Source organism: Phaeospirillum tilakii (genome assembly GCF_042683125.1).
GTDB classification, from domain to species: Bacteria; Pseudomonadota; Alphaproteobacteria; order Rhodospirillales; family Magnetospirillaceae; genus Phaeospirillum; species Phaeospirillum tilakii.
The window spans coordinates 38,694-53,746 of record NZ_JBHUIY010000005.1; the positions used below are offsets into that span (position 1 = coordinate 38,694).

General features: G+C 72.4%; 13 protein-coding genes and 1 tRNA gene. 9 read left to right on the top strand and 5 right to left on the bottom strand.

Translation table 11 applies throughout. The annotated features are described in order from the left end of the window. Positions 1–103: 103 nt before the first annotated feature. Both ACFSNB_RS03945 and ACFSNB_RS03950 read left to right on the top strand, forming a co-directional pair. Positions 104–382 (top strand): type II toxin-antitoxin system RelE/ParE family toxin, encoded by a 279-nt coding sequence (locus tag ACFSNB_RS03945; protein WP_377314703.1) that lies wholly within the window; start codon positions 104–106, stop codon positions 380–382. Positions 383–393: 11 nt separating this feature from the next. Beyond that, positions 394–681: a HigA family addiction module antitoxin gene (locus ACFSNB_RS03950; protein WP_377314704.1), complete on the top strand. Its 288-nt coding sequence runs from the start codon at positions 394–396 to the stop codon at positions 679–681. Between the two features lie 85 nt (positions 682–766). Here ACFSNB_RS03950 and ACFSNB_RS03955 read toward each other — a convergent pair. Beyond that, positions 767–841 (bottom strand) — tRNA-Val (locus ACFSNB_RS03955). Positions 842–1,134: 293 nt separating this feature from the next. Here ACFSNB_RS03955 and ACFSNB_RS03960 point away from each other — a divergent pair. The 3 genes from ACFSNB_RS03960 to ACFSNB_RS03970 all read left to right on the top strand — a co-directional run bounded on the left by ACFSNB_RS03960 (position 1,135) and on the right by ACFSNB_RS03970 (position 3,997). Then, on the top strand, positions 1,135–2,022 hold the full coding sequence (locus tag ACFSNB_RS03960; RefSeq protein ID WP_377314706.1) for an N-formylglutamate amidohydrolase: 888 nt from the start codon (positions 1,135–1,137) through the stop codon (positions 2,020–2,022). Next, positions 2,022–2,672, top strand: a complete 651-nt coding sequence (locus ACFSNB_RS03965; protein ID WP_377314707.1) for a GNAT family N-acetyltransferase — start codon at positions 2,022–2,024, stop codon at positions 2,670–2,672. Before ACFSNB_RS03960 ends, ACFSNB_RS03965 begins: the two co-directional genes overlap by 1 nt. 107 nt (positions 2,673–2,779) lie before the next feature. Then, positions 2,780–3,997, top strand: a complete 1,218-nt coding sequence (locus tag ACFSNB_RS03970) for an MFS transporter (protein WP_377314709.1) — start codon at positions 2,780–2,782, stop codon at positions 3,995–3,997. A gap of 73 nt (positions 3,998–4,070) precedes the next feature. Here the strand turns inward: ACFSNB_RS03970 and ACFSNB_RS03975 are convergent, their stop codons facing one another. Together ACFSNB_RS03975 and ACFSNB_RS03980 are read right to left on the bottom strand one after the other, a co-directional pair. Continuing rightward, positions 4,071–4,577: an FUSC family protein gene (locus ACFSNB_RS03975; protein WP_377314711.1), complete on the bottom strand. Its 507-nt coding sequence runs from the start codon at positions 4,575–4,577 to the stop codon at positions 4,071–4,073. Positions 4,578–4,608: 31 nt separating this feature from the next. Then, positions 4,609–5,880, bottom strand: a complete 1,272-nt coding sequence (locus tag ACFSNB_RS03980; protein WP_377314712.1) for a pentapeptide repeat-containing protein — start codon at positions 5,878–5,880, stop codon at positions 4,609–4,611. Between the two features lie 152 nt (positions 5,881–6,032). On the opposite strand from ACFSNB_RS03980, the gene ACFSNB_RS03985 reads away from it, so the two are divergent. From ACFSNB_RS03985 to ACFSNB_RS04000, 4 genes are all read left to right on the top strand, one after another. Then, a complete protein-coding gene (locus ACFSNB_RS03985) occupies positions 6,033–7,856 on the top strand; it encodes an ABCB family ABC transporter ATP-binding protein/permease (RefSeq protein WP_377314714.1) in 1,824 nt (607 codons plus the stop codon). 48 nt (positions 7,857–7,904) lie between these two features. Continuing rightward, positions 7,905–8,792: a peptidoglycan-binding domain-containing protein gene (locus ACFSNB_RS03990; RefSeq protein ID WP_377314716.1), complete on the top strand. Its 888-nt coding sequence runs from the start codon at positions 7,905–7,907 to the stop codon at positions 8,790–8,792. 207 nt (positions 8,793–8,999) lie between these two features. Continuing rightward, positions 9,000–10,109 carry a patatin-like phospholipase family protein gene (locus ACFSNB_RS03995; protein WP_377314718.1) on the top strand — a complete coding sequence of 370 codons (1,110 nt, stop codon included), beginning with the start codon at positions 9,000–9,002 and terminating at the stop codon, positions 10,107–10,109. Positions 10,110–10,325: 216 nt separating this feature from the next. Continuing rightward, complete coding sequence (locus tag ACFSNB_RS04000; protein ID WP_377314719.1) at positions 10,326–11,126, top strand: TOBE domain-containing protein; 801 nt, start codon at positions 10,326–10,328, stop codon at positions 11,124–11,126. Positions 11,127–11,129: 3 nt separating this feature from the next. Here ACFSNB_RS04000 and ACFSNB_RS04005 read toward each other — a convergent pair whose 3' ends face one another. Both ACFSNB_RS04005 and ACFSNB_RS04010 read right to left on the bottom strand, forming a co-directional pair. Next, positions 11,130–12,350: an MFS transporter gene (locus tag ACFSNB_RS04005; protein ID WP_377314721.1), complete on the bottom strand. Its 1,221-nt coding sequence runs from the start codon at positions 12,348–12,350 to the stop codon at positions 11,130–11,132. Between the two features lie 146 nt (positions 12,351–12,496). Then, positions 12,497–14,953, bottom strand: a complete 2,457-nt coding sequence (locus tag ACFSNB_RS04010; protein ID WP_377314723.1) for a helicase-related protein — start codon at positions 14,951–14,953, stop codon at positions 12,497–12,499. Positions 14,954–15,053 lie beyond the last annotated feature (100 nt).

Consider the following 15,053-nt stretch of genomic DNA (forward strand, 5'->3'; position numbering starts at 1 on the left):
GGTCGAAGACGGACCGCGAGACCAGGGATCCTCCGCCCCTGCCCCGCCCACCGTGCCACGGTCAACGCTTGCCGTTCAACGCGCCGCGTTATACTCTGTGGCAATGATCACGGGCTTCGCCGACAGGGATACCGCGGCACTCTGGCGTGGAGAAACGCCACGACGACTTGCCGCCATCGCCCCAGCCGCCCTGCGCAAACTCGACATGCTGGACGCGGCAACTGAACTGGCCGATCTGCGGATTCCTCCGGGCAATCGGCTGGAGGCGCTCAGGGGAGACCGCGCCGGACAGCACAGCATCCGGATCAACGACCAGTGGCGGCTCTGCTTCGTCTGGGAAGGCGACGGCGCGGCCCGGGTCGAGATCGTCGATTATCACTGAGGGAGAAGGCCATGCGCGTTCGCACCCACCCCGGCGAAATCCTCCGCGAGGAATTTTTGACCCCACTGGGGATCAGCGCCCACCGTCTGGCGATCGAACTGCGCGTCCCCGCCACCCGGATCGGCGACATCCTGCGGGAACGGCGGGCGGTCAGCGCCGACACCGCGTTGCGGCTGGCGCGCTATTTCGGCACCTCCGCGCAGTTCTGGATCAACCTCCAGACCGCCTACGATCTGTCGAAGGCAGAGGCGGAAACCGGCGCCCTGATCGCCGAGGAAGTCAAGCCCCGGGCGGCCTGACAGCCGTCCGGCTCCGGGATGACGGCCAACGCCCGAGACCAGCCCCAAAACGGACGAAACCCCCAGGTTTCCCTGGGGGTTTCGATGGTGGGCGGTACTGGGATTGAACCAGTGACCCCTACGATGTCAACGTAGTGCTCTCCCGCTGAGCTAACCGCCCTTTCTTGCACTTCGCTTCGACGGGTTTGGAAGCCGTCCGGCCTGTGCGGGCCGCTTGTTTAGCTGTCCCGGAGCGGCAAGGCAAGAGATTTTTTTTCCTGTCTTGCCCGGCCCGTGGAGCCGGTCCCGGCCAACCGCCGGGAGCGCCTCTCTTACCCGGACCGCCCGCCCCACGCAAGCGCTTTTTTTCATTTTCCACCGTCCCCGCGCCGGCCACCGCCGCAATCATGGGCGGCCCCGGCACAGGGCGTATGACAGCGCCGCCCCGACCTGATAAACAGGACGGATCAGGCCATGGACAGTATCACGCCCCCTTTTGCCGCCGATGACGATGCCGTGCTGACGGTGCTGCGCCCCGCACACCAGAGCGTCCCGGTCGTGTTCTCCTCGCCCCATTCCGGCCGCGACTATCCCGCCGCCTTCGTCGCCGCCTCGCGGCTCGATCCGCGCGGCCTGCGCCGCTCCGAGGACAGTTTCGTCGAGCAGCTCTATCAGGGGGTGGTGGCCCAGGGCATGCCGCTGCTGGCCGCCCGCTTTCCCCGCGCCTATTGCGACGTCAACCGCGAGGCGGGCGAGCTGGACCCGGCGATGTTCGCCGAGCCGCTGCCGCGCGACGCCAACACCCGCAGCCCGCGCGTCCTGGCCGGGCTCGGCACCATCCCCCGCGTCGTCGCCAGCGGCGCCGAGATCTATGCCGGCAAGCTGCCGCTGGCCGAAATCGATCACCGGCTGGAAACCTGCTACCACCCCTACCACCGCCGCCTCGCCGCCCTGCTCGACGAGACCCGCCGGCGCTTCGGCTGGTCGCTGCTGGTCGATTGCCATTCGATGCCGTCGATCGGCGGGCCGATGGACCGCGATTCCGGCCTGTCGCGGGTCGATGTGGTGCTGGGCGATTGTTACGGCGAGGCCTGTGCCCCCCGCATCACCGCGGTGGTCGAGGCCGCCTTCCAGGCGCGCGGCTATCGCGTCGTGCGCAACACCCCCTATGCCGGCGGCCATCTCACCCGCAGCCACGGCAAGCCGCGCCGGGGCAGCCACGCCCTCCAGATCGAACTCAACCGCGCCCTCTACATGAACGAGGCCGAGCACAGTCACGGCCCCGCGTTCGCCCAGGTCCAGGCCGACCTCGACCACATGGTCGCCGCCCTCGCCGCCCTCGTCGCCGAAGGACAGCCCTGATGCCCCCCTTGCCCCCGCCCCGCTCCCCCCAGCCCCGCACCGCGCGGCCCCGGTCCCCGCTGGCGGTGACCATCCGCGACGCGCGCGAGGACGACATGGCGGCGATCCAGGCGATCTACGCCTTCTACGTCACCCGCACCGCCGCCTCGCTCGAGGAAGCGGTGCCGACGGTGGAGGAGATGGAGGGCCGCCGCCGCGCCGTGCTGGCGCGCGGCCTGCCCTATCTGGTCGCCGAGGAAGAGGGCGAGGTGCTGGGCTACACCTATGCCGGGCCGTTCCGTCCCCGCTCGGCCTATCGCTTCACCCTCGAGGATTCGATCTATGTCGCCCCGTTCGTGGTGCGGCGCGGGGTCGGCGGCGCCCTGCTCTCCGCCCTGATCGAACGCTGCACCCAGCTCGGTTATCGCCAGATGATCGCGGTGATCGGCGATTCGGCCAACCAGGGTTCGATCGCCCTGCACCGCTCGCGCGGTTTCGCCCAGGAAGGGGTGCTGCGCGGGGTCGGGCTGAAATTCGGCCGCTGGGTCGATGTGGTGATCATGCACCGAGTGCTGGAAGGCGACGAGCGCCTGCTGCCCGACGGCACCACCGCCCCGCCGCTGCCGCCCTCCTGCTTTCATCACGACGACGAGGATGGCGGGGTGACCTGACGCCCCCCGGCACCGGGCCGGCGCACGGCAGCCATGCCGAACGGCCGGCTTCCGGCGGCGGGGGTTCGATCCCACCTCTCAGCCAGACCGACCGGATCCCGGAGCCGATGCCCTCTCTGCTGCGCGCGCTGCACCACCGCAATTACCGCCTGTTCTTCACCGGACAACTGATCTCGCTGATCGGCACCTGGATGCAGTCGGTGGCCCAGTCCTGGCTGGTCTACCGGATGACCGGCTCGTCCGAGATGCTCGGGCTGATCGGCTTCGTCGCCCAGGGGCCGGTGTTCCTGCTCTCGACCCTGGGGGGGGTGGTGGCCGACCGCTTCGACCGCCGCCGCATCCTGCTGCTGACCCAGTCGGTGTCGATGGCGCTGGCGGTGCTGCTGGCGGCGCTGACGCTGAGCGACGAGATCACCCTGCCCGCCTTGTTCACCATCGCCGCCCTGCTCGGGATCACCAACGCCTTCGACATCCCCACCCGCCAGTCGTTCGTGGTCGAGATGGTCGAGCGCGCGGATCTCGCCAACGCCATCGCCCTCAATTCCTCGCTGTTCAACGGCGCCCGCCTGTTCGGCCCGGCGGTCGCCGGCCTGCTGGTCGCCGCCGGGGGCGAGGGTTGGTGCTTCGCCTTCAACGCCGCCAGCTTCGTCGCGGTGCTGGCCGGGCTGCTGGCGATGCGGCTCGCCCCCCGGCCGCCGCGCGCCGAGGCCCGGCTCGGGGTGTTCGCCTCGATCGGCGAGGGGATCCGTTTCGTGCTGGGCCAGGGGGCGATCCGCGACCTGATGGGGATGCTCGGCCTGTCCAGCCTGATGGCGATGTTCCTGGCGGTGCTGCTGCCGATCTACGCCGACCGCATCCTCGGCGGCGGCGCGGCCAGCCTCGGCCTGCTGATGAGCGCCTCGGGCCTCGGCGCCTTCCTCGCCGCGCTGCGCCTCGCCGCCCGCACCAGTCCGGCCGGGCTCGATCCCTGGCCGGCGCGCGGCGCCCTGCTGTTCGGCCTGTGCCTGATCGGCTTCAGCCTGTCGCCCTGGCTGTGGCTGTCGGCGGCGATCCAGTTGGTCGCCGGCTTCGCCTTCATGATCCAGACCTCCTCGACCAACACCCTGATCCAGCTCAAGGTGCCCGACGCCTATCGCGGCCGGACCATGGCGCTCTATTCGATGATGTTCGTCGGCATGGCCCCGTTCGGCACCCTGGCGGGCGGGCTGCTCGCCGGGCAGATCGGACCCGCCGCCACCGTCGCCGTGGCCGGGGGCACCATCATGGCCGGGGGGGTGGTTTACATCCTGCTGCATCGGCGCCGTCCGGAGCGCGTCGCCGCCTGACCGGCAAGCCGGCCAAGGGGCGCGCCCCTTGGCGATCCCGCGGAGGGCCGGGGGCCCTCCACCCGAAAGGCGCTCAGCGGCGGGTCAGCAGCACCCAGACCCAGGCCACCGCCAGGGCGATGCCGGCGCCGACTCCGGCCTCCAGCGTCCGCAGCAGGGCGTTGCCCAGCGGTGACAGGCCGGGATTGATCACGCTGAGGATCATGATCACCGTGACGGTGATCGCGGCGAGCCGGCCGCCGTCGCTGAGGCGGAACAGGCTGCCCAGCGCCATCGCCAGCCCGACGGCGAGCCCCAGCCCCACCGCCGAGAACGGAAACAGGCTGAGGGTGGCGGCGGCGATCGCCGCGCCGATCAGGGTGCCGCCCAGGCGCAGGATCGCGCCGTCACGGCCCGAGATCGGGTCATCCTGCGACACCGCCAATCCCGACACCGCCGCCCACATCGCCCCGAACTGGGCGGACTCGGGGTGGATCAGGCTGGTGAAGCCGAACGCCACCGGATAGGACAGCAGCGCCACCGCCGCCGCCCGCAGGCCACGGCCGAGGCTGGGGGAAACCGAGGAAGGCAAGGCGGGCATGGCGCTCCTGAGGTGGGACGGGGACCGGGAATTAGACGGCGCCTTCCGCTCCCGGCGGGCGGTTGAGGCCGGGCGGCAGTTTGGTGTCGAGGTCGCAGCGGCTGCGCTCGACCTGCTTCTGGGTCAGGTTCTCCACCGCCGACAGGTCGGTGCCGCCGAGATCGGCCCCGGTCAGGATCGCGCCGGCGCAATCGGCCCCGGCCAGTTGGGCGCCGCGCAGCACCGCCCCGGACAGGTCGGCCCCGCGCAGGCTGGCGCCGTCAAGGCGGCACAGGTCGAGCTTGGCGTGGCGCAGCGCCGCGACGCCGAGATCGGCCCCGCGCAGGTCGGCGGCCGACAGCACCGCCTGACGCAGATCGGCCCCGTCGAGGCGGGCCGCGGTCAGGTCGGCGTCGGACAGGTCAACCCCGCGCAGCGTCGCCTTGGGCAGCACCGCGCCGGCCAGGCCGGCCCCGGCCAGATCGGCGTCGGGCAGGGTCAGCCGGCATCCCTCGGTGCCGGCGCTGTCGAGCCAGCGGCGATGCTCGGCCAGCAGCGGGGCGAGATCGAGCCCGCCGCGTCCCGACGTGACCGGCGCGGCGGCCGGGTCGAGCGCGTCCTGCCATGACGGCCGCGCCGGCTCGACCGGCGGCGGCGCGGTTTCGAGCGGCCCCGACCGCAGGGTCGGCCGCACCGGCAGCGGGGCCAGATCGTCGCCGCTCAGGCGGGCGGCCGGCGGGGAAATCGGGGCGGCGGGGGGCGGCGCCAGATCCTCGCCACCCAAGCGGACGGGGGGGCGCGGCGGAGCGGCCGGGGCCGGCGCGACGGGCGCGGCGGCGGGAGACGGGACCGGCTGCGCGGGCGCGGCGGCGGGAGACGGGGGGGGAACCGGCGCCGGACGCAGCGGCAGCGGCATCGGCGCGGCGGGAGCCCGCGGCTTGGTCAGCACCTCGGCCACCCGCAGGGTCAGTTCGTGGCCGGACACCGGCTTCGGCACCACCCCGTCGATCCCCAGCCGGTGGGCCTCGGCCAGCGGGCCGGCGAGGCTGGAGGGGGCGGCGACCAGCAATGGCCGGGCGGCGGCGGCGGCGCGCAGCCGGGCGATCGCCGCCAGACCGCCTTCGGGGTCGGCGGCGAGATCGATCAGGGCGAGATCGCCGCCGCCCGCCGCCTCGGCCCCGAGCCGGCCGATGGTGGCGGTGCCGAGACGGCGGAAGGTCTGGCGCACCAGGAAGAAGAACGGCTCATCCGGCGTATAGACCTGCAACGCGACCTTTTTCCAGTCGACGCAACCGGCCTGGTCGCCAAGGGTGGGGTGTCGCATCGGCGGGGGGGCTCGCAACAGGGTTCGGCCTGACAGATGGGGATTGCCGCGGCGCGGCGCAACCGGGGGAAGACGACGGAACGGTGACATCCGGCCCGGCCGGCGCCATGGCGACGGTTGCGGCGGGGGCGCCGGACCGCCATGATGCAGCGATGCGAAGAAGACGGTCCTACGATGCGGCGGGCGGCGCGGCGGCCCCGGCCGATACCGACTGGCGCACCCTGCGCGCCCTGCTGCCGCTGCTGTGGCCGGCGGGCGAACCCGGCCTGCGCGGCCGGGTGGTGGTGGCGATGCTGCTGCTGGCCCTGGCCAAGGCGGTCACCGTCGGGGTGCCGGTGCTCTACAAGCAGGCGGTCGATGCCCTCGCCCACCCCGCCGCGCCGCTGGCGGTGGTGGCCCCGGTCGGGCTGCTGCTGGCCTATGGCGTGGCCCGGACGATGGCCGGCGCCTTCGCCGAGCTGCGCGACATCGCCTTCATCGCGGTGGCCCAGCGGGCGGTGCGGGTCACCGGGCTCGCGGTGTTCCGCCATCTCCACCGCCTCGGCCTGCGCTTCCATCTCGACCGCCGCACCGGCGAGGTGACCCAGGCGATCGACCGCGGCACCCGGGCGATCGAGTTCCTGCTGCGCTTCCTGCTGTTCAGCATCCTGCCGACCCTGCTTGAGATCGCGCTGGTGGTGTCGGTGCTGTGGGGGCTGTATGGCGGGGTCTATGCGGTGATCACCGGCGGCACCATCGCCCTCTACATCGCCTTCACCCTGGTGGTGACCGACTGGCGCACCCGCTTCCGCCGCGAAATGAACCGCACCGAGACCGACGCGGCGGCGCGGGCGGTCGAATCCCTGATCAATTTCGAGACGGTCAAGGCGTTCGGCGCCGAGGCCCACGAGGCCGAGCGTTACGAACGCTCGCTGCGCCAGTACGAGCAGGCCGCCACCCGCTCCAAGGTGTCGCTGTCGCTGCTCAACATCGGCCAGGGGGCGATCATCGCCGCCGGCCTGACCCTGGTGATGATCTGCGCCGCCCGCGACGTCGCCGCCGGGACGATGAGCGTCGGCGATTTCGTGCTGGTCAATTCCTATCTGGTCCAGCTCTATCTGCCGCTCAATTTCCTCGGCGCGGTCTATCGCGAGATCCGCCAGTCGCTGACCGACCTCGAGGCGATGTACCGGCTGCTGGCGGAACGGCCGGAGGTGGCCGACGCCGCCGACGCCCGCCCGCTGCGCCTCGCCGGCGGCGAGATCCGCTTCGAGGGGGTGCGGTTCGGCTACCAGCCCGAGCGCGAGATCCTGGGCGGGATCGATTTCACCGTGCCGGCCGGGCGCACCGTGGCGATCGTCGGCCCCTCGGGCGCCGGCAAGAGCACCCTGTCGCGCCTGCTGTTCCGCTTCTACGATGTCGAGGCCGGATCGATCCGCATCGACGGCCAGGATCTGCGCGCGGTCACCCAGGCCTCGCTGCGCGCGGCGATCGGCATCGTCCCGCAGGACGCGGTGCTGTTCAACGACACCCTGGCCGCCAACATCGCCTATGGCCGCCCCGACGCCAGCCAGGAGCAGATCGAGCGGGCGGCGCGGCTGGCGCGGATCCACCATTTCGCCCTGGCCCTGCCCGACGGCTACGCCACCCGGGTGGGCGAGCGCGGCCTCAAGCTGTCGGGCGGCGAGCGCCAGCGGGTGGCGATCGCCCGCGCCATCCTCAAGCAGCCGGCGATCCTGCTGTTCGACGAGGCCACCAGCGCGCTCGACAGCCAGACCGAGCGCGAGATCCAGGACAGCCTGCGCGAGCTGTCGCGCCACCGCACCACCCTGGTGATCGCCCACCGCCTGTCCACCGTGGTCGAGGCCGACGAGATCCTGGTGCTGGAGGAGGGCCGGATCGTCGAGCGCGGCCGCCACGACACCCTGCTCGCCGCCGGCGGCACCTATGCCGCGATGTGGTGCCGCCAGCATGCGGTGACCGAGGAAACGGACTGACCCCGCCCTTTGCAAAAGCGGGGCGCTGTGACAGGCTGGAGGTCGTTTTTGACGAAAAAGCGCAAGGGGACGGCGACAATGCGGGCGGTGGCGATGACGGGTCTGGTGGTGATCGGAGCCATGCTGGCCGGGCCGGCCGGGGCGGCGTCGCGCCTGCCCGAGGAATACCGCCAGATCGATGCCGATTTCGACCGCACCCCCGCCCGCCCGGCGCCGGCCGATCCGGTCCGCGCGCTTCAGCAGCGCCTCGGCGAACTCGGCTACACGGTCGGCCCGATCGACGGGCGATGGGGGCCCCGGACCCGGGCGGCGGCGCGGGCCTTCCTGGCCGATCACGGTCAGCCCGACGAGGACGGCCTCACCGTCGAACGGATCGAATCCCTGGTGACGCCGGCCGCCGCCGGGACCGCCCTCGCCACCCCCCCGGCGGTGGCCGAGGCCCCGACCGCCCCCGAGGCGGTGCCGCCGGCGCTGTGGCACGGCCGCGACCTGCTCGGCCGGCCGCTCCACCTCCCGGCCGGCGACCGGATCGCCAGCGTGGCCGATCTGGTGCTGTCGGCCGACGGCGCCATCACCGGGGTGATCGCCGCCCTGCCCGCCGGCTCGGCGCGGGCGGAAGACCAGCGCCTGATCGCCTGGGAGGCGGTAAGGCCCTGGCTGGGCCGGCGGGCGATCGTGCTCGGGCTCGACGTCGATTCCGCCCGCGCCCTGCGCGCCGCCGCCCCGCCGGTGCTGGCCCCCGGCCAGTTCCGCCTGACCCGGTTGTTCGACGCTCCGCTGCGCGAGGCCGGGACCGAGCGCGGCGACATCGCCGACGCCGGCTTCGACGCGGCCGGCCGGCTCGAGCGGTTCGAACTGAGCGAAGCCGCCGCGCTGCCGCTCGCCGGCCGCCGGCTCGATGCCGACGGGGACGGGGACGGCGTCAGCCTGCGCTGACGCCCGCCGCGCGACGACGGCAAAAGACGCCTAAAATTTGCGATGTTTTTCGCCCGACCTTCCCCTTTAGGGTAGGACTCGGTCATTTTCTAATGTCTACGTATATTCGCGGATATATCTTGTCCTTTATGGCTGATGATTTGTTTAAGTCCTCTCGTTTAGGGCGATAGGCTGGTCTGGCATTCCCCCCTGCAAACGAGCCCGACCATGCAACATCTCCATCCCAAGGCGCAGCGCCTGCACCAGAAACAGGCCGCCAAGAGCGCCCGCAACGCCGCGATGTCCGAATCCGCCAGCCGCACCGCGCTGGTGCTGGGCGGCGGCGCCCCCAATTCGGCCCTGATGGCCGGCGCGCTGGCGGCGTTCGAGGACCAGCGGGTCCGCTTCGACGTGGTGACCAGCTCGGGCGCCGGCGGTCTGGTGTCGCTGCTGTGGCTGGCCCCGCGCGACGCCGCCCCGTCCGAGGCGCTGCGCAACTGGATCGAGGCCTATGTCGATGACCGGATCTACCGCCAGTTTCCGGTCGATTACAAGGTGTTCCACAAGCCGGGACCGTGGGCCGACTGGTCGCGCACCCTGTTCGGCGGCGCGCTGCTGGGCCAGTCGGGCGGCTTCGGCTTCGATCAGGCGCTGCCGCGCTTCTGGCGCGACTGGACCCAGTTGATGACGGCGACGCTGACCCCGAGCGCGGTCACCCCCAACTCGCTCGGCCTGTGCGCCCGGGTGCCGTGGGCGGAAAAGCTGGTCGATTTCGACCGCATCCGCGACATCGAGCCCTATTTCTATCTCAACGCCTACAACATCGATCAGGAAATCATGGAGGACTTCTCGAAGGAGGAGATCACCCCCGATCATTTCCGCGCCGCCTTCGCCTTTCCCTTCATCTACGGCCCCTACCAGATGGGGGAGGATCATTATTACGAGGCGGCCTCGCACGACGCGCTCAATTTCCGGGATCTGGTCGAGAAGCATACCGGCCTCGAGACCATCGTCGTGCTCGACGTGCTGGGCAGCAGCCCGCTGGTGCGGCGCCCGCGCAATCTTTACGATTCGTGGGTGCAGTCGATGATCATCCCGCTGGTCAAGGTGGCCGAAAGCAACCTCGAACTGTTCGCCCTCAAGCACAACAATGGCTGGCGCCGGTCCGAGGGCGCCAAGAGCGACCTGCTGGTGCTGCCGTTCGACGTGCCGGAAGACGACCTGCCCGAGGTGCTCGACTGGTCCTATTCCAACGGCAAGCGGCTGTTCACGATCGGCTACGATTCGGCGCTGGCCTTCCTCGACCGCCACGGCGACCGGCTGTTCCCCCATCACTGAGCGCCTCCATCCCATTGGGCTTTCGCCCAAACCCAACCGGGGCGATGCCCCGGACCTCCTTTGTTTTCAAAAAAGAAGGGGGTTTGGGGCATCGCCCCAAGCGGGCGCGGGCAGCAGCCCGCCTCCTGATCCGTCGCTATCCTTCCTCTGCGCCTCCGTTATATAGTTCGCATATAGTCCGCGCGGCGGACGGCGACGAAGGACGGCGACAGCGGGATGGATGGGGACGGGGAACGGATCGAGGCGACGCTGGCGCTGCGCCGGTCGGGGCGCGGCGCGGTGGGGCGCGACCGCATCCGCCTGCTGGAGGAACTGTCGCGGCTGGGCAGCATCGCCGCCGCCGCCGAGGCGGTCGGGCTCAGCTACAAGGGGGCGTGGGAAGCGCTCAACGCCGTCAACAACCTGCTGCCGCGTCCGGTGTTCGCCGCCCAGAGCGGCGGCCGCCATGGCGGCGGCGCCAGCCTGACCGCCGAGGGCGAGGCGCTGATCCGCGCCTTCCGCCTGCTGGAGGACCGGCTGGAGCGGGTGGCCGACCTGCTGTCCGCCGGCAGCCCCGGGCTCGACCCGCCGCTGCTGCTGAGCCGGATCGGCCTGCGCACCACCGCCGGCAACGCCATCCGTGGCCGGATCGAAGCGTTGCGGCCGGACGGGGTCAATCAGGCGGTGACGCTGCGGCTCAACCAGACCGTCACCCTCACCGCCCTGGTCACCGCCGACAGTGCCGCCGACCTCGCCTTGACGCCGGGGCAGGAGGTCACCGCGCTGATCGCCGCCAGTGTGGTGGTGCTGGCGCCCGGCCCGGCGCGGCCGGCCAGCAGCGCCGCCAATGCCCTCCCCGGCCGGGTCGCCCGCCGCGACGACGGCCCGGTCGGCAGCGCGGTGACGATCGATCTCGGCGAGGGCAAGACCCTGTCGGCGCTGGTCACCCGCGCCGCCGCCGAGGAACTGGCCCTCGCCCCGGGCGATCCGGTGTGGGCGCTGGTCCAGGCCGCCCACGTCGTCATCGCGATCGACTGAACCTCAGCGCCGGCGGAAATAATAGGGCAGGTAGGCCAGCAGCGCCGCCCCCTGCAACAGGGCGCAGGCATAGAACGGCAGGCCGATCCGCCAGTCGCCGGGCGGCAGATGCGACACCGCCGCCAGCAGCGGCGCGCCGACCAGCGGGGCGACCACCCCGGCCAGACTGTTGAGGGCGCTGACCGCGCCCAGCGCCTGCCCCTGGGTGCGGGCGTCGGCGGCGGCGGAGATCAGGCTGTTGAGGGTGGCGCTGACGGTATAGCCGAGCAGGTTGAGCAGGATCACCGCATAGATCATCCAGCCCTCGGGGACGGCGCCGAAGCCGATACAGGCGAGGCTGCACGAGGCCAGCCCGGCCAGGGCCAGGCTGCGCGGGGTGAACCAGCGCAGCAGGCGGCCGAGCAGCAGCCCCTGCACCAGCACCGCCATCCCGCCGACCGCCGCCAGCGACCAGCCGTTCTGTTCCGGCCCCCAGCCGAACTTGAAGCTGGTGAACAGCACCCAACTGGTGAACTGGAGGAACTGGCCGAGCGCGTTGAGGGCCAGCACCAAGGCCAGCCCGCCGACCCCGCGCAGCCGGAGCAGGGCCGAGAACGAGGCCAGCGGATCGACCGCGCGCCAGCGGAACGGCCGGCGCCGTTCGGGCGGCAGCGATTCCGGCAGCACCAGCCAGCCATAGAGCAGATTGACCATCGCCAGCCCGCCGCCGACGAAGAACGGCAGGCGCAGATCGATCGCCCCCAGGCTGCCGCCCAGCATCGGCCCGACGATGAAGCCGACCCCGAACATCGCCCCGAGCAGGCCGAAGCGGCGGGCGCGCTGCTCGGGCGGGGTGATGTCGGCGACATAGGCGTTGGCGACCGCCGCGTTGGCCTGCAACGCCCCGCCGACCAGCCGCACCGCGATCAGCATCCACAGCGCGCTGGCGAGACCGGTGGCGAACAGGTTGAGGCCGAGCCCGCAGAACCCCAGCAGCAGCACCGGCCGCCGCCCGAACGAATCCGACAGCGCCCCCAGCACCGGGGTGCCGATCAGGTTGGCGAAGCCGAAGGCGACCATCACCACCCCGAACCAGAACGCCTGCTCGGCCGGCGAGACGGTGAAGCCGCCGACCAGCGCCGGCAGCACCGGAACGATCACCCCGATCGTCACCATGTCGATCAGCACCGTCAGCATGATGAACGGCATCGCCGCGTTGAAGGCGAAGGGTCGGGACGAAATCATGGTCACTCCAGGCCAGGGCGGCCGCGCCGGCCCCCGTCAGCCGACACTACCGACCCCCGGCCCGGAAGTCTCGCGCGACACACCAAGCCGTTGGGCAGGGCTGCCGCCCCGCCACCCCGCTTGGGGAGCAAAGCTCCCCAAACCCCTCATTTTTTCGATACCAGGGGGGTCCGGGGCTCCGCCCCGGGCGGGTTCGCGGGCGGCAGCCCGCGCGGGTCGCGGGACCGCATCGCCCCGGGCGGGGTGGCGACGGGCTGATACCCGATCCCGGCCAGCAGGCGGCGCACCGGGTCTGGACCGAGGCCGAGCAGGCCGCACAGCTCGGGACCGGGCACGAACGGCCCGCCGCGCGCGGCGGCGCGGGCGGTCTGGGCCACCCGTTCGAGGATGTCGGCCCGCACCGCCACCCCGCCGCGCAGCGGATAGCCGACCGCCGGATAGAAATCGGCCGGGTCGTCGGGGCCGAGTTCCAGCGCGGTGCGGGCACCGGGCAGCGGCGGCGGCGGACGGTCGGCGGCGAGGCTCCACAACAGGGCGCGCACCGCCTGGACCGGCGGTTTCAGCAGCGCCGGCAGGAACAGGGCGTGCTGGCCGAGGCGGATGCCGAGCCTGGCCAGCGCCTGCCGGTCGGCGGGGGTCAACAGGGCCAGGGTGGCGCGGGCCGGGCCGCGCGCGGCCGAGCCCCAGCCCTCGACCAGATGGTGGACCAGCCCGCGCGCCGGCCCGGTCAGGCCGGCCTCGGTGGCGCGCAGCAGCGGGGCGAAGGCCTCGGCGATCCGGGCGCGGGCGGCGGCGGTGAGATGGCGGCGCAGCCGGTCGCGCGCCGCCGGGGCCAGCAGGTCGGACGATACCGGCTCGGCCAGCGGCTTCAGCGGATCGGTGCCGGGGCGCAGGGTGGCGACCACCGCGCCGTCCCAGAGCATCCCGCAAGGGTCGAGGGTGAAGGCGGCGGGTTCGGCGGCGAGCAGGCGCTCGACCCGGGCGGCGATCTCGCCTTGCAGGGCGCGGCCGGCGGCGGCGGCGACCACCCGGGCGGCGCCGCCGTTTTCGGCCGGGGCCGGGGCGAAGCTCAGCCCGTCGAGCCGGCCGATCAGATGGCCCTCGACCGTCACCGCCCCGCCCGCGTCCAGCTCGGCCCGCATCGCCTCGGGCTGGCGCAGCCGGCGCAGCAGCACGGCGGTGCGGCGGTCGATGAAGCGGTTGGTCAGGCGCTGGTGCAGCGCGTCGGACAGCCGGTCCTCGATCGCCCGGGTGACGCCCTGCCAGTGGCCGGGATCCTCGACCCAGTCGGCGCGATGGGAAATGAAGGTCCAGGTACGGATCGCGGCGATGCGGGCGACCAGGGTGTCGATCTCGCCCTCGGTGCGGTCGAGCCGCTCGATCGCGGCGGCGAGCCCGTCCTCCGGCAGCCGGCCGCGCGGCCCCGCCAAGGCGACGAACACCCATTTCAGCAGGCGGACGTGGGATTCATCCATCGTCTTGCGGAAATCGGGGATCTGGCACACCTCCCACAGCAGCCGGACCCGGGCCTGACCGCCGGCCAGCGCCTCGACCCCCGGATCGGCCGCCAGCGCCGCCAGGGCGCGCTGGTCGTCGGCATCGCGGGCGCGGGTCAGGCCGGCGCGGTCGGGCGGCCGGTCGAGGCTGGCCAGCAGCGCGCGCGGCGAGGTGAAGCGCAGGTCGCGATTGCGCCACATCAGGCTGCGCAGCGGGTCGAAACGGTGGTTCTCGACCGCCTCGATCAGCTCGGGATCGAGCGGAGGGGCGTCGGCGGTGGTGCCGAAGCTGCCGTCATTGAGGTGGCGGCCGGCGCGGCCGGCGATCTGGGCGATCTCGGCCGGGGCCAGCGGGCGCGGGCCGCGCCCGTCGAACTTGCGCAGGGCGGCGAAGGCGACGTGATCGACATCCATGTTGAGGCCCATCCCGATCGCGTCGGTGGCGACGATGTGATCGACCTCGCCGGCCTGATACAGCGCGACCTGGGCGTTGCGGGTGCGCGGGCTGAGCGCCCCCAGCACCACCGCCGCCCCGCCCCGGGCGCGCCGCACGCTCTCGGCCAGCCCGTAGACCTCGGCGGCGGAGAACGCCACCACCACCGAGCGCGGCGGCAGCCGGTCGAGCTTGCGCGGGCCGGCATGGACCAGCTTCGACAGGCGCGGCCGGGTGACGATCTCGGCCTCGGGCACCAGCCGGCGCAGCAGCGGGCGGATGGTGTCGGCGCCGAGGAACAGAGTCTCCTGCTCGCCCCGGGCATGGAGCAGCCGATCGGTGAAGACATGGCCGCGCTCGGGGTCGGCGCAGAGCTGGATCTCGTCGATGGCGAGGCAGGCGACCCGGCGGTCGAGCGGCATCGCCTCGACCGTGCAGACCAGCCAGCGCGGATGCGGCGGCAGGATCCGCTCCTCGCCGGTGATCAGCGCCACCGCCCCCGCCCCCTTGAGCCGGACGATCCGGTCGTAATTCTCGCGCGCCAGCAGCCGCAGCGGGAAGCCGATCATCCCGCTGGCGTGGCCCAGCATCCGCTCGAGGGCGAAATGGGTCTTGCCGGTGTTGGTCGGACCGAGCACGGCGACGATCCGCCCCCGGTCGCTGCTGTTGTTCATCCGCCTCCGCCCTGCCGCGCGCCACCCGGCGCCGGTCCGGCCCGACTGTAGGGCGCTTCCCCCGCCGACGGAAGCGCCTTGCCGGCGCGACTCCCCGGAA